The organism is Sphingobacterium corticibacterium, from assembly GCF_004208525.1.
Taxonomy (GTDB): Bacteria; Bacteroidota; Bacteroidia; order Sphingobacteriales; family Sphingobacteriaceae; genus Sphingobacterium; species Sphingobacterium corticibacterium.
The window spans coordinates 326,898-345,499 of the sequence record NZ_SGIT01000001.1 but is presented as its reverse complement, the minus strand read 5'-3'; the positions used below and the strand labels follow the sequence as shown (position 1 = coordinate 345,499).

Sequence of the window (18,602 nt, the reverse complement as noted above, 5' to 3'; positions counted from 1 at the left end):
TTTGCCGCATGATTAATGTATCCAATTTATCGCTTCGTTTTGGGAAGCGCGTGCTGTTTGAAGATGTAAATTTGAAATTTACATCTGGTAACTGTTATGGAATCATCGGTGCCAACGGTGCCGGAAAATCGACATTCCTTAAAATCATATCCGGCGAGGTTGATCCGACGACGGGTTCAGTGTCTTTTACGCCGGGTGAGCGTATGTCCGTACTGAAACAGAATCACTACGAGTTCGACGAATTCACCGTCCTCGAAACAGTCATGATGGGCAATCAGGAACTTTATAAAATAATGAAAGAGAAAGATGCCATTTACATGAAAGAAGACTTTACCGATGCAGATGGGGAACGCGCCGGCGAACTGGAAAGCCTTTTTGCGGAAATGGACGGTTGGAATGCAGAAAGCAATGCTGCTACCCTATTGAGTAATTTAGGCATCAAAGAAGATCTTCATTATAAATTAGTCAAAGAATTAGATGGTAACGAAAAAGTACGGGTGCTTTTAGCACAGGCCTTATTTGGCAATCCAGACATCTTGATCCTCGATGAGCCTACCAATGACTTGGACATCAACACGATTGGCTGGCTGGAAGATTTTCTGGCGGGATATGAGGCTATTGTCTTAGTAGTATCTCACGATCGCCACTTTCTAGATCATGTCTGTACACATATTGTCGACATCGATTTCGGTAAGATGAACATCTATACAGGTAATTATAGCTTCTGGTATGAATCTTCTCAGCTCGCGTTGAAACAACGTGCAGATCAAAACAAGAAGATGGAAGATAAAGTCAAGGAGTTGCAGGAGTTTATCCGTCGCTTCTCGGCAAATGCCTCTAAATCTAAACAGGCGACTTCCAGGAAAAAAGCGCTGGATAAACTCAATGTGGAAGAAATCAAACCTTCGAACCGAAAATATCCGGCGATTATGTTCAACCAGATGGACCGTGAGCCGGGCGACCAAATATTGCATGTTGAGGGGCTAAGTAAAACTGTCAACGGTGAGGTTTACTTTAAAGATGTTACGTTCATGATCAATAAAGGTGACAAAATCGCTTTACTATCGGAAAACTCTTTAGTCACCTCCGCTTTCTATGATATCTTAGCAGGTCGTGACAAAGATTTTGGGGGCCAGTTCAAATGGGGAGTTACCATTACGGCAACCGATATGCCGATTGAAAACGCTGAATATTTTGAAGGCCGCGATGAGAATCTTGTGGATTGGCTTCGTAACTACACCTCAAAACCCGATGCAGACGAACAATTTATTCGTGGATTCCTCGGAAAAATGTTGTTTTCGGGCGAAGAGGTTTTGAAAAAGGTATCTGTATTATCCGGTGGGGAAAAGATGCGCTGCATGTTCTCGAAAATGATGCTTCAAGGTGCTAATTTCCTTCTATTCGATGAACCTACAAACCACCTTGATTTGGAATCCATCACCGCACTGAATAATGGCATGTTAGATTTCAAAGGATCGATGTTGTTTACCTCCCGTGACCACGAGTTGACACAAACCGTAGCAAACCGAATCATTGAACTAACGCCCAACGGTGTCATTGACAAGTTAATGTCTTACGATGAGTATATCAATTCAGATGCTGTGAAAGCACAACGCGAAGAGATGTATGGCAAAGTAATTTCTTAAATACAAACTCCTATAAAAAATAAGGGGAAATGTAAGTTTCCCCTTATTTTTTATTACTTTGGCTTTCTAAACTTATAAAACAGACCATGAAACTAAACACATTGTCCTCGCTTATATTGGTAGCGGGAATTGCCTTGTTATCTTGTTCTTCTGGAACAACTTCTTCAACCGCACAAGTAGAAGATACCTTGCAGGATACCCTCGGTTATCCCGAAGAACATGTAAACTGGAAATTAGGAGCACAGGCGTACACCTTCAGATTATTCACTTTTGCGGAAGCGCTGGATAAAATCGATAGTGCCGATTTACGCTTTGTCGAAGCTTTTCCAGGACAGATTGTCGGCGCCGGAAATGAGGAAAAATTCACTTATACCCTCTCAGAAGAAGGACGGGATCTGGTGCGGAAACTCTTGGCCGACCATAATATTACACTACATGCTTTTGGGGTAGTAAATGGTAAAGATGCTGAAGAATGGGAACAAATTTTTGCTTTTGCCCAAGATATGGGTGTCAAGGTCATCAACTGCGAGCCCAAAGAAGAGCATTTGGACATTGTCTCTACCCTATGTGAGAAATACGATATCCGCGCTGCAATTCATAACCATCCGGAACCTTCAACCTATTGGAAGCCAGAAGTAGTTTTAGCAGCACTGGAAGGAAGAAGTCCGAAAATGGGTGCGGCAGTCGATGTTGGACACTGGATGCGCTCGGGATTAGACCCGGTAGAATGCCTAAAAAAATTAGAAGGTAAGATTATACATTCACACTTTAAAGATTTGAATGAGTTTGGTGATAAAAAAGCACACGATGTGCATTGGGGAACCGGTAAACTGCCTATCAACGAGGTTATCGAAGAATTGAAAAGGCAAAACTTTGACGGGATGCTTTCAGCAGAATATGAATATAACTGGGAAAATAATCAAATTGATGTTGCCCAGAGCGTGCGCAATTTCCGCGAGCTATTAGCAGCATCAACTAATTAATCCAGTTTTTATAAAAATTTTCCTGTGGTGGTCGACTTAAATCGATAAGATAACCGTTGACCACCGCATATTTTAACGTTGCGCCGTCCCCTAAAAAGAAATTACTAGTTCCTGTCAGCACAATTTTAGCCGTAGGCACAAATTCAGCATGAGCAGAAACAACCAATGGAAGATTATGTAATCGATCCGATCCTCTTGAGGCTACCCGTACCGCAATATATCCTTCTTTCAGCAGCTCCAAAGCTCTACTATTACTGATATCATCAACTGTTTGGAAAACTTGCGGATAGACTTTTCCTTGCACGAATTTCAACCCATCTACATCTAATTCATCGTAACCATACGTACCTTCTAGATCTCCTATATCTTCTACCCACCCCCGTACACAATAATCCCGTTCCACAGTCAATTCGGCACGACGAATAGCAATGTCTGTCTTTAACGGTACACTATCCGTTCCCAAATCGATCTTACGGATGATCACATCATGCAGTTGAGAAGCGTTAAAAGGTATATCATCGTAAGCTTTATAATTGTATTTTTTATACGAATCTTGTGCTATTTCCAATAAAGCGTTTAAGATAATGGCAAAATTAAGCCGTCTTATTTCCTGTTTTTCAGGATCGCCTTTTAAGCCGCCTGATTCAATTAACACCGTACTTGCTCCCCAGGCCTGGAAATTGTCACCAAAACCGCGTGGCGAATGCGTGTCGTCATACTTCGCCACCGCATTAGGAACATATTGCTGCAAGAGATTATTCATACCCACAATCAACTGCATCGCTCCTTTCCGGACATCGTTCACTTCCCTTTCTGTATTATACGCCGGCGCAAGCACCGCTATCGTTACAGGATTTTTCGTTCCGGGCACATTATAATATATACTTTGATCGTGTAGGTTAAAACCATAGTTTGGCTTAATTTCTTCCGCCATCCGCCGCAAGAGTTTCGCTTCTATTGTCTGATTGGCACGTGCATCACGATTCAAATCAATGTATTGTGCATTTCGCCGTATAAAACGTTCTGCACCATCTGGGTTGAGCATCGGGATAAAATGAATAGTCAAGTTATCCTTAAGACAGTTGCGGATGGAATCAAAGCCGTCATCCTCACCTTCCAAGAAATTGAAGATATCAAACAGTGCCTGCGTTGCCGTAGGCTCATCACCGTGCATCTGCGACCACAACATGACCTTTTTATCACCTCTACCATATTGAAGTTTATAAATCGCACGGCTTTCCACCGACTTACCTATCTCTGCAACCTGCAATATTTCCTTTGCTTCATGTATTTTAACCAAGGCCACTACATCTTGATGCTTAAAACGTCTGTGTGTTAAAGCTCCTTCCCTATATGTTTTATATAAGCTGTTGTAAGCCGTTGTATCCAACGTCATCGCGTCTGCATATCTATTTGATTCACCAGTAATCGTTGTTTGATGACAAGCCTGAAGGCCGGCAGTGATTATACATAAAAGAAATAAGGTCTCTTTCATAACATTCCAATAACGCTATAACTATCCATGCATGGTATATGAGTCGTGTTCCTACCGATTAAACAATAACCGATGCCCTGTACCTACTTCAATAATCTTGCCATCTGTATAAGCAACGTTTCCGGAGACTAACGTGTGGACTATAGTAGACGAAAAGGTATGCCCCTCAAAAGGTGACCAACCGCACTTGGACAAAATGTTATCTTTAGAAACGGTATACGGCCTATCAAGGTCTACCAACACCAAATCCGCCCAATAGCCCTCTCTGATAAAACCTCTGTTTTCCACCTGAAACAGTTCAGCCGTATTATGTGCCGTTTTTTGTACCACTTGCTCCAATGTAATTTTACCCTGTTTTACAAAATCCAACAACGCTTGGAGTGCGTGCTGCACTAACGGACCGCCCGACGGCGCCTGCGAATAAAGTTTCGATTTTTCTTCGAATGTATGAGGCGCGTGATCAGTGGCAATGACATCGATATGTCCATCTAGTACAGCTTGAAAAACGCCGTCCCTATCGGCTTCTGTTTTCACTGCCGGATTCCATTTAATAAAGTTTCCTTTTTCTTCATAATCTGCGTCAGAGAACCAAAGATGGTGTATGCAAGCTTCCGCCGTAATTTTTTTCTCCTTTAAGGGAATAGAACTCACAAACAGTGCTGTCTCTGCTGCTGTCGAAATATGCAATATATGAAGACGAGCATCATGCTTTTTGGCAAGTTCCACCGCTTTAGAAGAAGAAAGATAACAAGCCTCTGCTGTCCGGATAAGCGGATGCATAAATGGCCGAAGCTCCTCTTCCCCATATTTTTCCTTAAAAGCTTGAAGATTGCGTTGTATAGTTGCTTCGTCTTCACAATGTACCGCAATCAATGTCGGTGCTTCTGCAAAAATCTTCTCCAATGTTGCCTCGTTATCTACCAACATATTACCAGTAGACGATCCCATAAAAATCTTGATACCACATACATCACGTGGGTTCGTTTTTAAAACCTCGTTCAAATTGTCATTGGCGGCTCCCATAAAAAACGAATAATTTGCCAATGATTTTTCGGCAGCAATATCGTATTTGTCCTGCAATAATTTTTGAGTCAATGTATTCGGAACCGTATTCGGCATTTCCATAAACGAAGTTGTACCTCCTGCAACCGCTGCACGGCTTTCGTGCCAAATATCCGCTTTATAGGTCAAGCCCGGTTCACGAAAATGCACTTGATCATCGATGAGCCCCGGTAACAAATGTAAACCTCGTGCGTCTATTGTCTGATCGGCAGGATGGTTGATTTCTTCAGCGATCATTTCTATTCGCCCATTACTAATGTATATATCGCTCAAAAAAGTCTTTCCTTCGTTGACAATTTGTGCAGATTTTATAAGAATTGATGACATATCGCTTTATAAATTATAAGTTGTTTCTTACTATCACTATCTATCTACTTCACCCAATACAATATCAATAGAACCTAAAATAGCGATTAAATCCGCTATAAGTTGTCCTTTACCCAGCTCGGGCAACACCGAAAGGTTGTTAAAGCTGGGACCTCGTGCTTTCACCCGTTTCGGCACATCTGTTTTCTCTTGTGTTACAAAATGAAAACCTAATTCTCCTTTGGGGTTTTCGGCACGAACATAGTATTCTTGCGCTTTTAAGTTTACCTTTTTTGGAACTAACCCTCGGGGATCGAAATCGGGTGTTCTTTTAAAATCTGTCTGAAGCCTTTGTAGGCACTGTTCTATAATTTTCACAGACTCTTTCACTTCCTCTACCCGTACTTTGTATCGATCCCAACAATCCCCGAGCATTCCCATCTCTCCTTTTCCGACTGGAATTTCAAACTCCAGTTCTGGATAAACACTGTACCCATCTACCCGTCGTAAGTCCCACTTAATACCTGAGGCTCTTAGCATCGGCCCACTGCATCCATAATTGATTGCAACGTCTGCAGGCAAAGCTCCGATATTCGCTGTACGTGAAATAAATATCTGATTATTGGAAAGCAAATCATCCAGCTCTACTAACTTAGGTTTGAAATAATCTACAAATTCCTGGCAGCGCTTTTCAAAACCTACAGGCAGGTCATAAAACAAGCCGCCCACCCAAATATAATTGTAGAGCATGCGCGATCCGGAAGCCCATTCCAACATATTCATAATATGCTCTCTATCCCGAAAACACCACATGAAAGGTGTAAAAGCACCAATATCAATTCCGTAAGTACCGATAGCAATCAAATGGGAAGCAATACGATTAAGCTCACAGACCAACACCCGTATATATTCCACTCGCTTAGGGAGCTTATTTTCAATCTTGAGCATACGCTCTACTCCCATCACAAAAGCATGGCTGTTGTTCATGGACGACAGATAATCTAACCGATCCGTAAACGGTATGGCCTTTCCATAGTTCATCGATTCGGCGTGCTTATCGAAACAACGATGGAGATATCCTAAATGCGGAACAATATCCTTCACCACTTCTCCATCTGTAATCAACTCCAGGCGTAATACACCATGTGTAGATGGGTGTTGCGGCCCCATATTGATGACCATTTCCTGCGAAGTTATCGCCGCAATCTTCTTCTTATAATTTTCCAGTCCTTCGTTATAACGCGTCATCTCCTTCTATTTAATAGCTATGCCATGATATGTTTCCGCATCTTCGTAATCCTTCCGCAACGGATATCCCTGCCAGTCGTCCGGCAGAAGAATACGTCTTAAATCTGGATGCCCTGTAAAAAATACACCCATCAGATCGAACGCCTCCCGTTCGTGCCAATCGGCTGTACGCCAAACAGTCGCAACAGAGGGGACCTCGGGCAAATTATCAAACCGGCGGTCGTTCTCGATTTCGACTTTTAAGGTAAGTTGTGTTTGGTAAGGAATGGATGCCAGGTGGTATACGACACCAAACCGTTGTTCGGGGTGATAATCTACTGCCGAAATATTAGAAAGAAAATCAAAATAGTATCCCTCCATATCGCGCAGCAAAAAAGCAGTTTCTACTAGGTTATCAATATGAATGACTAAGATAGGCTGCAAATGTTCTTCCTCTATACGAACAATAGCTTGTTCACCAATATTCTTAATTATTAAATCTGTTACTCTTGTTATCATGTACTACGGTGCTAATCGTTGTATAATCCAATCTCCCTGTTGGAAGACGTATTCGATACGGTCGTGCAAACGACTACTTCTACCTTGCCAAAATTCCACGCGAAGCGGGCTAACCAAATATCCTCCCCAAAAAGCAGGGCGTTCTATCGTAGTTTTCTCCGCATATTCTGTCGTCAATTCATCGACACGTGTTTCCAATACTTTTCTGTTAGTAATGACCTGACTCTGTGGCGAGGCAATTGCTCCTATCCGGCTTCCTTTGGGACGGGATGCAAAATATTCATCCGAATCTTCCGAAGGCAACTTCTCTGCCCATCCCTCGATGCGTATCTGTCTCTGCAGTTCAGGCCAAAAAAACAAAAGACTAACTTTCTTTTGTTTCGACATAGCCTGTCCCTTTCTACTATGATAGTTTGTAAAAAAGCTAAATCCTGAAGGTTTTATATCTTTCAAAAGAACGACTCTTGAAGAGGGAAAGCCGTCTTCTCCGACCGTTGCCAAGACCATTGCATTTGGTTCGACCACTTCCGCATAACGGGCGTCGTCAAACCAACGCTGAAACTGTTCGATCGGACTGGATAACACATCCTTTTCGTCCAATTTATATTTACAATAATCTTCTCGTATAGCTGCAATATCTTTATGGATAATGGACATGGGTTAAGTATGTTGATGCAAACACAAACTTAATCAAAAGCGACGGGATTCGTAAGGTGTACGGTACAAAAAATTGGTTTTTCGGGAAAAACAACCTATATTGATGCAAGTTTTAGTTAAACGAAAGGCTTCTTTATTATGTTCAATACGCACACACCCCAAAAAGGAAGTTTATTACTTTCTGAACCGTTTATGCTTGACAACAACTTCGAAAGATCGGTCATTTTACTTTGCGAACACGATGTTATTGAAGGAACAATGGGCGTTATTGTCAATAATCGCTCTTCATTGTTCTTATCGGATGTCATACCTGATATAGAAAATACACAATTTCCTTTATATATCGGAGGGCCAGTTGGCGTAGAAGCACTATTTTTTCTTCATAAAGTTCCAGAAAAAATTCAGGGAGGCATTGAACTTGTCGACGGTATTTACTTCGGAGGAGAATTCGAACAGATACGGATCCTCGTAAACGATCATCTCCTTCAACCCGATGAAATTAAATTTATTTTAGGTTATGCTGGATGGACCGCCGGACAACTGGACGATGAAATAGCACAAAACAGCTGGGCAGTACACAATAAATTTCCAGCAGATCTACTTCTGCTTCAGGATGGCGAAGATTTATGGAAACAAGCACTTATCAGCCTAGGTCCGAAATATGCCCATGTCGCTAATTTCCCCAAAAGTCCCGACTTGAATTGAGGATTATCTCGAAATCTAACCTATTTCGCCTAGGTTGACAGTCTTGTGCTGTTTCCAATTACCTATTAACGATGTACACCCTCCTCATGCTGTACTTTATAGAATTTTGCACCAAATAAAAAGATAATGATGTAACATACAATAGGGAGATAGTAAGATGTCGCAATATTTGTATCCGCAACTAACCCCATTAAGAACGGAAAAACGGCGGCACCTACGACACCCATCGAGATAAATGACGATGCCTGTTGGGTATGCCCACCCAGATTTTTGAGCCCTAGACTAAAAATAGTCGGGAACATGATACTAAAGAAGAAATTGATAGCCAGCAGCGCCGCAAACGATATCCAGCCCCAGCCCTGCGCTACGATGACGCACATGACGACATTGGCTAATGCGAATATAGCTAACAGTTTATTTGCAGCAATATACCGCATCAAAAATGTGCCTATAAAACGTCCTAATAACATTGTTCCCATAAAAACTACAAGGTAGCTTCCCGCTTTTTCATCAGAGAACCCCATAACCTCATGGCCATAATTGATAAAAAATGCCCACGTGCCCCCCTGTGCTGCCGCATTAAAAAATTGTGCCATCACCGCCCACACAAAATGCCGATGCTGAAAGAGCTTTTTATCTGGTGCCACATCAATATTGACAGCGTCAAGATCTACCTCTTCGGACGATTTATGGGGATCGACCAACGTCGGGATTCTTACAAAAGAAAAGCATATAGCTATCAAGAGAATAACCGTCCCTATCCCTATATAGAGGTTCTTAACCGAATCCAGTCCATCGGTCGGAATATCGTAGCTCCCACGTAATAAAAAATACGTTCCCAATGCCGGACCAATCATGGTACCTACCGCATTAAAAGCTTGTGCAAAATTAACCCTTCTATCGCTGCTCCGCTGATCCCCTAGAGATGCCATAAAAGGATGTGCAACGGTCTCCAATGTCGCCAGACCACAACCAAGGACAAACAGGGCTATTCTAAAAAAACCAAACGATTCCGCATCAGCTGCTGGCACAAAAAGAAAAGCGCCGGTCGCAAATAATATAAGCCCTAAAAGTACACCGTATTTATAGCCAAATTTTTTCATAAACATCCCTGCAGGGATACTCATAATAAAGTAAGCACCAAATATGGAAAACTGAACCAATCCCGAATCAGCCTTTGAGACATTTAAAACTGTTTGAAAATGCTTATTGAGCACGTCACCCATCGTGATGGCAATACCCCAAAACATAAATAAGGACGTCACGAAAATAAGTGTAATCATATACTTATTCTCTGTAAAAGATATTTTTTCTTTCATTTGTTTGGTTTATAAAATTCTGTTTAAATTGATTTAGCAAGCTCCTTTTCCCAAAGATAGCCCGATCCCAATAAAGCTGCGTCCTCCCATAATGCACTTTGGTACAACTCCACCTGCTTATTGTCTAATTTTGTTTTCAACTCATCGACAAATAGATCAAGACACCGAGCAATATTTCCACCTATAATGACTGTTGATGCAGATTCTGCATGTATAAAATCATTGAGAAAGATAGCCAGATGTGTAGCAAATTCACTAAAAATCTGCTCTTTCCACGGATCTTGGCCTTTTGCAAGTGCTTCAACACTTTCCAACTGTCCACCAGACAATTCCCGGTATCTATGCATAAACCATCTAGAAGATATATAATCTTCCGCGATCCCTTCCTTCATTGGTCTTATCGCCCAAAAAACATCCTTACATGCTCCGTGGTCAGACACCGCAGACCCTAATCCGGTACCTAATGTAATCCCTACTACTTTTGTTTCGGTTAAACCCGGTCTATACACGACCTCTCCTTGTAAGAAAGCTTCTGCATCGTTTCTAAACAATATGTGTTCTTCGGATATACCTAATATCGTTGCAAGTTCCTTTTTAACGTTTACACCATACAATGCATCGTATTTATTCAATTCTTTAATATAGGAGATCCCTTCTGTATAGTCAAACGGGCCCGGCATAGCGATACCTATACGGACATAATCCTTGTTGATCTCGTCAACAAAGTGGTAGAGAAAATTTGCCCAAGCGTTGATAACAGTTTCAGACGAAGCATGCGAATCTACCCTCATACGTCTTTGGGATCCAGCCCGTATCCGTCGCTCGTTCCAAACTACCTCTCCCGCCGCTATATGCGATCCACCAATATCTACTCCAATAATTTTTCTTTCTTTTGTATCCATAACTGTATTAGCTCAAATCGTTTTACAATTATATAAAACGTTTTAGCAAAATCAAAAAAGAACTTGAAAATATTTTAGTGCCCCGAAGAATCACGTGGTATAAAAGTGGTTGGCAATACTATTTTTTGTGCACTTTTATCCACATCAGCAGTTCTTTTATTCAATCTAGACAACAATAAATTGATAGCATTTTCTGAAATAGACTCGATAGGTTGTGCGATGCTTGTAATGGCAGGAGTGTACATTTCGAAGAGTTCATAATCGTCAAAACTGACGACAGCTATATCTTCTGGAATATTCAATCCCAGTTGTTTCATGGCTTTGAGACCACTCACACAAATATAATTCGTAGAAAAAATGATAGCTTCTATGTTATTCCGCTTCCTTTCCAGAAAGGACAGCAGATGTTTCTCTCGTTCTAAACTATCTACTGGCGTAATCTCTTTGATAATAGGTCTCAAATTATTATCTTGGATCGCTTGTTCGTACCCCGATAATCTGTCCAGCATTTGACTCTGTAACGAGCTTAATGTAATAAATGCTATATTTTTATACCCTTGGTCGATAAGATATTGTGTAGCAGAATAAACACTATCATAGTTATTGACCAATACATGGTCTGTTTCCACATTATCCAAATATCGATCTAGCACGACCACAGGCTTTCCCGATAGGCGCAATGCATTGATTTTTTCCTCGACCCCCTCCGGCGGAACAATAATATAACCATCCACATGCTTATCTTGATAGATTTCTATCAATTCTCTTGTTTTGGCAGCATCGTTCTCCGTACTGGAATATATAATCCTATAGCCATTTTTATAGGCTTTTTCTTCTATTTCTTTTGCTATCGCCGAAAAAAATGGAAAAGAAATATCCTCCACAATGAGCGCTATGATATTGGACTTGCCGGTTCGTAAACTTCTGGCCAATGAATTAGGTTTATAGTCAATTTCTTCCACGTAATCCATGACTTTTTTCACCAATTTATCGCTGATTCTTTTCTCCTGTGCTTTTCCATTCAAAACAAAGGATACCGTTGTTGTCGATATCCCTAAGTGTTTTGCAATACTAGTGATTGAAATTTTCTTGCCCACGATTAAACGCTTTATCCATGTATTCCATTAGTCAATATATGCGTGCTAAAATGATTTTGCCGCATATTTACAAACTTAGATAAATTTCTTTTATATGCAATAGTTCCAGTTATTGAAGATAAGATACACTATGCAGGCACACCTTCCCGCTCCTGTTTAAATTGTTCCACAATACACTGTCGGTGTCGCGTTCCCCACGCCGCCAGACTGTGAATAACCGGAAGCAACTCTACACAATAGTCGGTGAGTTCATAGACAACCGATATTGGCTGCTCGGAGATTACCGTTCGTTTTACCAATAAGTTCATTTCCATATCTTTCAATTCCCTACTGAGCATTTTTCCAGAAATCCCCTTTACCTCTTTTAGTATCTCTGAATAGCGTCGTTTGCCAAAACCCAGTAACGAGATAATAGTAATCTTCCATTTACCGTTCAACACATCCATCGTATCGTGTACCGCGGCAATGTGTTTGTCGCAATTTGAATATTCCTGTCCTTCACAGGGTACACTCTTTATTTTGTTTTCCATAAAATGTCACTTAGTTACTCGAATGTCACTATTACTTTTTGTCCCTTGGTTACAAATTTACACCAAATCATCGGATATTTGCATAGGTTTTATAAAAATTAAAATTACAGATGGAATTACAAGACGCGTTATCATGGCGTTATGCCGTGAAGAAATACAAAGAAGCTACCGTAGCGGACGACAAAATCCGTCGCATATTAGAAGCGACTAACCTCAGTGCATCTTCTGTAGGCATACAACCCTATCGAGTCATCGTTATCAAAGATAAAGACCTGCGTGCCGAATTGGGAGCGGGTTCTTTTAATACCCAGATTACAGATGCATCACATTTACTCGTATTCGCAGCATACACCAATATTGATCAAGGCATTATTGATGACTTTATGACACGCACCGCCGCTATACGTTCGGTACCTGTAGAGCAACTTGTCGATTTCAAGAATAAACTGGAAAGCTTCTTGCTGCCGCGTACAGCCGAGGAAAACTTTCAGTGGACTTCCCGTCAAGCCTATATCGGACTCGGCACAGCTTTAATTGCCGCAGCTGCCGAACAAGTGGATTCCACACCGATGGAAGGTTTTGATTCAGCACAGGTAGATCGTATTCTCGGTTTGACCGAAAAAGGTCTGCGGAGTGTGGTGCTATTGTCGTTAGGTTATCGCGACGAAGAACAAGATTGGCTAGCACCCCTTAAAAAAGTTCGGTTACCGGTTGAAGAATTTGCTCCACAAATAGGTTAAAATAGGCCATTATTGCAAAAGCATTTACCCAACCACTATGCGGTTCGGGAATGCTTATAGTACAAAAGCGGCTTACAAATTCTAAAACCCGAAACTATACCGTATATCAGTTGTTCTATGGATAGTATTAAAAAAGACGATATGAATACGAACGATAACAAAGAAAGATCGCAAACAGACCGCGAACGAGGCGTTGCGGAAAATGAAGAAGCGAATTATAGCGGCTTTCCTCAAGAGGATTCTACGGAGCAGGTTGATAAGAACGATATCAAAGAAACTGAGCGATCTGATAAACGCGACAAAGTGGGTGGTGATCTTGCGGGTAACGCAGCGGGGAATACACCTCCCGACGAAGAAGAATAATAATGGGAATAACATTTTTTGCGTAGTTTTCATTACATTTACGCCATGAGCAACAATGATATCATGAAAAAGCTCCGTGTGGCTTTAAAATTTACAGACGACGATATTATCGAAGTATTATCTCTGGTAGATTTCAAGGTGACCAAAACGGAGCTGGGTGCAATATTTCGCAAAGAAGACCACCCGAATTTTAAGCCTTGTGGTGATCAGATATTGCGAAATTTCCTTAACGGTCTGATTATTTATAAGCGCGGCCCCAGACCTGACCCGCGCTCGAAAACTTAGATTTATCTCGAAATACGTCTTGTCGAATACCTTTCGAATTCATTTTTTCTTCTTTTTCTTTTTACCTAACCAGACATAGAAGCCTGTTATGGGCAAAGAAGCGCAAATGAGACTAGCAAAAAAATAGAGCCACTTGGTAAGTAGTCCTCCGATGTATCCGGTATGTAAACCATAGTTTGCGCGCATAAACCAGTTTGCAGCATCCTCCTCGTCCATAGGCACATCCGAAGTAGATAATAACGATAAATTCTCTCGATCAAAAAAGAGTACACGCCAAGTTCCGTTATGCATATCGGTACATGCATATATAGCCTTATCGGTATCTTTAGGAAAGTGGATACTGATCTCCAATGGGTTGTATTTCCCTATCTCCCGCGTCGTTTTATACCAAGCAGCATCTACCTTTTCTTCAATATCAGTCGGGATATCGTTTGCCCATTCTTCTATAACATATGTAGGCGAATTTCCCCCCTTCTCTCCTCCTAAAATCGAAAATACCGTTTCCCGAACCACCATAAACCCCATCACTAAACCGGTGAACGCCATCAGTAGACCCAATAAAAGTGAATAGAATCCCAGTACATTATGGAGGTCATAATTGATCCGCTTCCATTTTCCTTTCCAATGAATAGTGAATGCCTGCTTCATCTGGCGCTTATTCCATTTCTTCGGCCACCAAAGCACAACACCGGTCAATAATAGACAGCCAAAAATCAGCGTTGCCCACGATACTACCGGTCTGCCTATCTCCGGAGATAGCCACAGATTACGATGTCCCTCATCTATTTCATGAAAAAAATCTTCATGATCGATAAGCGCAAGTACCTTTCCCGAATACGGGTTAGCGTAAATCAAGGAGTCCGAATTATCGGGTGTAATTTTTACCGGTGCATCGTCACCATAGTACCAAATTCTGCGGATATCCATATCCGGTAGTTGTTGTCCAACTCGTCGGCGTATTTCAGAAGGGGGAAGAAGATTCTCCTCCCCCAGATTTTCTACATTCCACCAGGGGCGGGATAGTTCCGTGATTTCCTTTTGAAACACCAAAAGACAGCCCGTCAGACTGATGAGCACCACTGGAATCCCCGATACGATACCGATCCACAAGTGGAACCAGTCGTTTGCAACCCGCCACCAAGCCTTATTCTTTTTTTTATTCAAGGCTATTTTATTTCAATTTATCAATGCGGGAAAATGAATTGTAGCCGCCCTGTATGCTCAGGCCTTTACTTACTTTATCTGTCGCAGAGTCGTATACCCAAATGTAGTCCGTCCCTTCTCCGGTTAACACGGCGATATAGGCTTTACCATTTTCCACATAGATATTTCGTTCTCCGGATTCCCCAGAAGTGATTTCCGTTAATTTACGAACTTCTTTTCCGGTTTCGAGATCAATAATCGTATAACCGTACTTCTCATTTTCATATCCTTCAGTTTCCTGCAACTTCAAAATAGCCTTTCCATTGCCCAAATCCATAAACGTTCCTGCTGCGGCCTCTTTGCCCGTTTCCTGCAACACATTTATATAATAACTTTTATCCAGTTCATCTTCGCCTTTCTTGATTCGGTAAATTCCTTTAGGCGCACGCGTTCCATTATCGTTCCACACCAAATTCCAGCTCGTCATGAAATACATATCGCCATTGCCATCCACAAAGGACGTGGCGAAATATCCTGAAGTATTGCCTACACCTACCGAGCGATCGTCTGTAGATATCTTGGTAACCGATAAGGCAGGATAGCTGACAGCCATAGTATACAAGCGCGGGTACACTTGATAGTTGGATGTATTCTGCATATTCACCGAGAAAAACAATTTCCCGTCCTTATACTGGATATCTCCACCAACAAGATATTTAGTATAGTTAGTGACTAATTCCGGAAGGCCACTAATAGCACCGGTCGTGAGCGATAGATCATCCGTGTTGACAACTACGGCATTCACTCCGTTTCCGGAGGCATTATTCCCAATCATTACTAAGGTATTGTTATTTACCCAAGTGTGGCCCGCTAGGGACGCCAAATGCGATAACGGCACTTCCTTGACAACCTTAACGGCTCCATTTTCCAGCGTGTATTTTCCAAATCTTCCTTCGGCGGAATTGTAGAAATAATAAAAGCCATCTTTTGTAATTACCGAGTTATTCAATTTCGTCGTCACATCGATACCGTTCCCCTGGAGTTTGGCAGCTCCCTGTGTCAAGTCTTCCACGTTCAAGACGTAATAATTGGTGTTTGGCCAGCTTCCTACCTGAATCCACAGCGCAAATGCGGCGTCTTCATCTATCGGTATAGCATCATTATTCTCTTTTTTACAAGAAGTTACACCTATACTCAATACCAAAGCAAGCGCTAAAAATTTAGTATACATTTTCATATTCATATAAATTATTTTTGAAGTAATGCGTAACGAAGTTTAACATAAAAGGCACGACCCGGCCGTTGTAAACGAAAGTTGTCAAATGCCAATTCGTTTGTCAGGTTTCGACATTCGAAAGAAACATTATACCTACCACCTTGTGTCGCGTACGATACAATAGCACTGTGGATTAATTGTCGCGGTATAATCTCAGTTGAATTTTGTGTAGAAATATTTGCCCAAGAACGGTAATACCACTGTGTAAAATGCGTCATTAGGTTAAATTGCAGGCGATCGTCTTGATGTAGAAATGAATTCTTGGAAAGGCCCAGATCAAAATTTCCAAATAGCCAGGGACGATTGGGGATTTCACTTTTGTATGTGCTAGAAATACCATTATCAGGGTTATTTTTCTGATATTTCGTATTGTCTATCGCTTGCTGGTATGTAAGATTAACCACGGCTGATAACCAGTTCCCATAGACATATCGTACTTCGCCCTCGACACCCCGCACCAAGCTGTTGGTCAAGTTTTGATATTGTATCATGTTGTTGGCATATTGATTCGGTGAGATAAAATCCTTTACGTTACGATAAGTTCCCAGCGCCTCTACAAACCAATCGTGTTTACCCGATTGCAGGCCGTAAAACAATCCTAGATTCACGTTCTGGCTTGCTTCAGGCTTCAGCTCCAGATTGTTGAAAATCTGAAATCCGTCGCCGAACATTTCATTGACATCTTGTAGCCGATAAGTGTTTTCGTACGAAGCTTTAATGCCAGCACCAGACATCAATTTATAGACGGAAGCTATACCATAGCCATAGTAGCCATTATAATCCGATACATTCACCATACCTTGTACAGCATAATCGTATTGCTTTTTCTCTGTGGCTAATCCATAGTATTTTGCCATAAAGGTATTTGTCCACCGCCCAAACAATTCGTGCTGATAGCCCAAGCCAACGATATGTTTCCCCAGCTTACCGGGCATTTCGTCTTCGTCCATGTAATAAGCGTTGTAAGCATTGTTTTCAATTTGATCCAAGGTATAGTTCAAACTCAACTTGTGGTTTTCAAACAGACGATAGTTGACATTAGCCCGTGTAAAGATGCGAGGCCGGTCGACGGTCGAGAGTCCAAAACTTCCCGTTTCTGAATTCCCTTCCATATACGAGCCGTCCCAGCGATAACTTCGTAGAACTGTATCAGCTACCACACTATAGTCTTTCGCATAGTTTGCAAATAAGCTCAGGTCAAGCTTATCCTGCAATAGTCCTGTTTTACTATAGCGCAGGTTCAGCGCTTTCGCGTTACCGTCACGCGTAACATGTCCATAAACAATAGATTGTCTTACGCCCGTTTGCACCTGTTTATCAAAATCGGTATAACCAATGCCGATGAAAAATGCATCTGCCCACGATTTATTAACCAAACCTACCTCAAAACGTCCCATTGCCGACCGATACCTGTCGTTAAAACGTGGCACATCCCGTAACACAAATGCATTATCCTCCACGGTCTCTACATCGTGCATCATGTAATTATTTTTGGAATAGTTGAAAAAACCACTAGCCTTAAATACGATGCCCGTCGGTTGATGTACATACTGGGTGTTCAATGCCGATTGGTTGCTTTGAAAAGAACCATAGCTATGGCTAAAATCCAAATAATTGGAAACAGATTTATTGGTTACAATATTAACGGCACCTCCCAATGCATCGGATCCCAGCTCGATGGGTGCCACCCCCTTGTACACTTCTATACGATCAGCCAGATTTACCGGTATATTGTTGAGTGCCATCGCACTTCCCATGATATCTAACGGTACACCATCGATAAAAAATTTAACAGCACTACCCGAAAGTCCGTTGACGGAAAACTCGAAATCAGATCCCATACCGCCCTGTTGCCTTACTTTGACACCCGTCGAGCGATTCAACACCTCATTGAGATCAGCCGTTGTATTCGCCAGTTTACGCGTGTCAATGGCATTCACGGCGAAACCCTGCTCCTTTAGTTGCCGGGTTTCCGAACGACCATCAACTTCCACTACTTCCATTTGTCTGGCATCACGTTGCAGGATAATATTCTCGATATCAACCTTATCGGCAGACTGCGCCAAAATAGATTGCTTCTGTGCTATAAATCCTACATTTGTCAATTCTATCGTGAAGCTTCCGGCATGCGTAACGGAAAGACGAAATAAACCGTTGGAATCAGTAGTAGCAGACTTCGGCGTCCCAACAATTTTAACGGTTACAGCCTCTAGAGGGGTGTTATTGTTGTCCACAACACGTGCCATTATGCTATAGTTTTGCTGCGCCTGACCACTGATAGCAATAAGAAAAAAAAGGAAAGTTAACTTAATTCGTAAACAATTATTCAATACAAATACGACCATGG

General features: G+C 41.7%; 18 protein-coding genes. 6 read left to right on the top strand and 12 right to left on the bottom strand.

What is annotated here, in order from left to right; all coding sequences use genetic code 11:
* The first annotated feature begins 8 nt into the window (after positions 1-8).
* A complete protein-coding gene (locus tag EWE74_RS01485; RefSeq protein ID WP_130139773.1) occupies positions 9-1,646 on the top strand; it encodes an ABC-F family ATP-binding cassette domain-containing protein in 1,638 nt (545 codons plus the stop codon).
* 86 nt (positions 1,647-1,732) lie between these two features.
* A complete protein-coding gene (locus EWE74_RS01480) occupies positions 1,733-2,629 on the top strand; it encodes a sugar phosphate isomerase/epimerase family protein (RefSeq protein ID WP_130139772.1) in 897 nt (298 codons plus the stop codon).
* On the opposite strand, the gene EWE74_RS01475 is transcribed toward EWE74_RS01480, so the two are convergent.
* The 5 genes from EWE74_RS01475 to pdxH are packed head-to-tail and all read right to left on the bottom strand — an operon-like array spanning position 2,622 to position 7,895.
* Positions 2,622-4,124, bottom strand: a complete 1,503-nt coding sequence (locus EWE74_RS01475; protein ID WP_165384622.1) for a M14 family zinc carboxypeptidase — start codon at positions 4,122-4,124, stop codon at positions 2,622-2,624. The two genes, EWE74_RS01480 and EWE74_RS01475, sit on opposite strands and share 8 nt — an antisense overlap.
* Positions 4,125-4,175: 51 nt before the next feature.
* Entirely contained in the window at positions 4,176-5,513 is a 1,338-nt protein-coding gene (locus EWE74_RS01470; RefSeq protein WP_130139771.1) for a dihydroorotase, read from the bottom strand.
* A 36-nt stretch (positions 5,514-5,549) separates the two neighbouring features.
* Positions 5,550-6,740, bottom strand: coding sequence for an NADH-quinone oxidoreductase subunit D (locus EWE74_RS01465; protein WP_130139770.1), 1,191 nt, complete (start codon positions 6,738-6,740; stop codon positions 5,550-5,552).
* 6 nt (positions 6,741-6,746) lie between these two features.
* Entirely contained in the window at positions 6,747-7,238 is a 492-nt protein-coding gene (locus EWE74_RS01460) for an NADH-quinone oxidoreductase subunit C (RefSeq protein ID WP_130139769.1), read from the bottom strand.
* A gap of 3 nt (positions 7,239-7,241) precedes the next feature.
* Positions 7,242-7,895: a pyridoxamine 5'-phosphate oxidase gene (gene pdxH / locus EWE74_RS01455; RefSeq protein ID WP_130139768.1), complete on the bottom strand. Its 654-nt coding sequence runs from the start codon at positions 7,893-7,895 to the stop codon at positions 7,242-7,244.
* Positions 7,896-8,033: 138 nt separating this feature from the next.
* Here pdxH and EWE74_RS01450 point away from each other — a divergent pair, with 138 nt between their 5' ends.
* Entirely contained in the window at positions 8,034-8,600 is a 567-nt protein-coding gene (locus EWE74_RS01450; RefSeq protein WP_130139767.1) for a YqgE/AlgH family protein, read from the top strand.
* 65 nt (positions 8,601-8,665) lie between these two features.
* Here EWE74_RS01450 and fucP read toward each other — a convergent pair whose 3' ends face one another.
* From fucP to EWE74_RS01430, 4 genes are all read right to left on the bottom strand, one after another.
* The gene (gene fucP / locus EWE74_RS01445; protein WP_130139766.1) at positions 8,666-9,919 is read right to left on the bottom strand and encodes an L-fucose:H+ symporter permease; all 1,254 of its coding nucleotides are present in this window, start codon (positions 9,917-9,919) and stop codon (positions 8,666-8,668) included.
* Positions 9,920-9,942: 23 nt separating this feature from the next.
* Positions 9,943-10,821, bottom strand: coding sequence for an ROK family protein (locus EWE74_RS01440; protein ID WP_130139765.1), 879 nt, complete (start codon positions 10,819-10,821; stop codon positions 9,943-9,945).
* 74 nt (positions 10,822-10,895) lie between these two features.
* Positions 10,896-11,918, bottom strand: a complete 1,023-nt coding sequence (locus tag EWE74_RS01435) for a LacI family DNA-binding transcriptional regulator (RefSeq protein ID WP_239018514.1) — start codon at positions 11,916-11,918, stop codon at positions 10,896-10,898.
* Positions 11,919-12,046: 128 nt separating this feature from the next.
* The gene (locus EWE74_RS01430; protein ID WP_130139763.1) at positions 12,047-12,448 is read right to left on the bottom strand and encodes a winged helix-turn-helix transcriptional regulator; all 402 of its coding nucleotides are present in this window, start codon (positions 12,446-12,448) and stop codon (positions 12,047-12,049) included.
* A 110-nt stretch (positions 12,449-12,558) separates the two neighbouring features.
* Between EWE74_RS01430 and EWE74_RS01425 the strand changes: the two genes are divergently transcribed.
* From EWE74_RS01425 to EWE74_RS01415, 3 genes are all read left to right on the top strand, one after another.
* Positions 12,559-13,188, top strand: a complete 630-nt coding sequence (locus tag EWE74_RS01425) for an NAD(P)H-dependent oxidoreductase (RefSeq protein ID WP_130139762.1) — start codon at positions 12,559-12,561, stop codon at positions 13,186-13,188.
* Between the two features lie 141 nt (positions 13,189-13,329).
* Positions 13,330-13,551, top strand: a complete 222-nt coding sequence (locus EWE74_RS01420; RefSeq protein WP_130139761.1) for a hypothetical protein — start codon at positions 13,330-13,332, stop codon at positions 13,549-13,551.
* 45 nt (positions 13,552-13,596) lie between these two features.
* Positions 13,597-13,836 carry a DUF1456 family protein gene (locus EWE74_RS01415; protein ID WP_130139760.1) on the top strand — a complete coding sequence of 80 codons (240 nt, stop codon included), beginning with the start codon at positions 13,597-13,599 and terminating at the stop codon, positions 13,834-13,836.
* Between the two features lie 39 nt (positions 13,837-13,875).
* Here the strand turns inward: EWE74_RS01415 and EWE74_RS01410 are convergent, their stop codons facing one another.
* The 3 genes from EWE74_RS01410 to EWE74_RS01400 are packed head-to-tail and all read right to left on the bottom strand — an operon-like array spanning position 13,876 to position 18,501.
* On the bottom strand, positions 13,876-15,000 hold the full coding sequence (locus tag EWE74_RS01410; RefSeq protein ID WP_165384621.1) for a PepSY-associated TM helix domain-containing protein: 1,125 nt from the start codon (positions 14,998-15,000) through the stop codon (positions 13,876-13,878).
* Between the two features lie 7 nt (positions 15,001-15,007).
* Positions 15,008-16,222, bottom strand: coding sequence for a DUF4374 domain-containing protein (locus EWE74_RS01405; RefSeq protein ID WP_130139758.1), 1,215 nt, complete (start codon positions 16,220-16,222; stop codon positions 15,008-15,010).
* Positions 16,223-16,227: 5 nt separating this feature from the next.
* Positions 16,228-18,501: a TonB-dependent receptor plug domain-containing protein gene (locus EWE74_RS01400; protein WP_165384620.1), complete on the bottom strand. Its 2,274-nt coding sequence runs from the start codon at positions 18,499-18,501 to the stop codon at positions 16,228-16,230.
* Between the last annotated feature and the right edge of the window lie 101 nt (positions 18,502-18,602).

Excerpts from the sequence above, each read along its gene's own strand:
- EWE74_RS01485 (WP_130139773.1), top strand. The coding sequence starts at position 9 with ATGATTAATGTATCCAATTTATCGCTTCGTTTTGGGAAGCGCGTGCTG.
- EWE74_RS01480 (WP_130139772.1), top strand. The coding sequence starts at position 1,733 with ATGAAACTAAACACATTGTCCTCGCTTATATTGGTAGCGGGAATTGCC.
- EWE74_RS01475 (WP_165384622.1), bottom strand. The coding sequence starts at position 4,124 with ATGAAAGAGACCTTATTTCTTTTATGTATAATCACTGCCGGCCTTCAG.
- EWE74_RS01470 (WP_130139771.1), bottom strand. The coding sequence starts at position 5,513 with ATGTCATCAATTCTTATAAAATCTGCACAAATTGTCAACGAAGGAAAG.
- EWE74_RS01465 (WP_130139770.1), bottom strand. The coding sequence starts at position 6,740 with ATGACGCGTTATAACGAAGGACTGGAAAATTATAAGAAGAAGATTGCG.
- EWE74_RS01460 (WP_130139769.1), bottom strand. The coding sequence starts at position 7,238 with ATGATAACAAGAGTAACAGATTTAATAATTAAGAATATTGGTGAACAA.
- pdxH (WP_130139768.1), bottom strand. The coding sequence starts at position 7,895 with ATGTCCATTATCCATAAAGATATTGCAGCTATACGAGAAGATTATTGT.
- EWE74_RS01450 (WP_130139767.1), top strand. The coding sequence starts at position 8,034 with ATGTTCAATACGCACACACCCCAAAAAGGAAGTTTATTACTTTCTGAA.
- fucP (WP_130139766.1), bottom strand. The coding sequence starts at position 9,919 with ATGAAAGAAAAAATATCTTTTACAGAGAATAAGTATATGATTACACTT.
- EWE74_RS01440 (WP_130139765.1), bottom strand. The coding sequence starts at position 10,821 with ATGGATACAAAAGAAAGAAAAATTATTGGAGTAGATATTGGTGGATCG.
- EWE74_RS01430 (WP_130139763.1), bottom strand. The coding sequence starts at position 12,448 with ATGGAAAACAAAATAAAGAGTGTACCCTGTGAAGGACAGGAATATTCA.
- EWE74_RS01425 (WP_130139762.1), top strand. The coding sequence starts at position 12,559 with ATGGAATTACAAGACGCGTTATCATGGCGTTATGCCGTGAAGAAATAC.
- EWE74_RS01420 (WP_130139761.1), top strand. The coding sequence starts at position 13,330 with ATGAATACGAACGATAACAAAGAAAGATCGCAAACAGACCGCGAACGA.
- EWE74_RS01415 (WP_130139760.1), top strand. The coding sequence starts at position 13,597 with ATGAGCAACAATGATATCATGAAAAAGCTCCGTGTGGCTTTAAAATTT.
- EWE74_RS01405 (WP_130139758.1), bottom strand. The coding sequence starts at position 16,222 with ATGAATATGAAAATGTATACTAAATTTTTAGCGCTTGCTTTGGTATTG.
- EWE74_RS01400 (WP_165384620.1), bottom strand. The coding sequence starts at position 18,501 with ATGGCACGTGTTGTGGACAACAATAACACCCCTCTAGAGGCTGTAACC.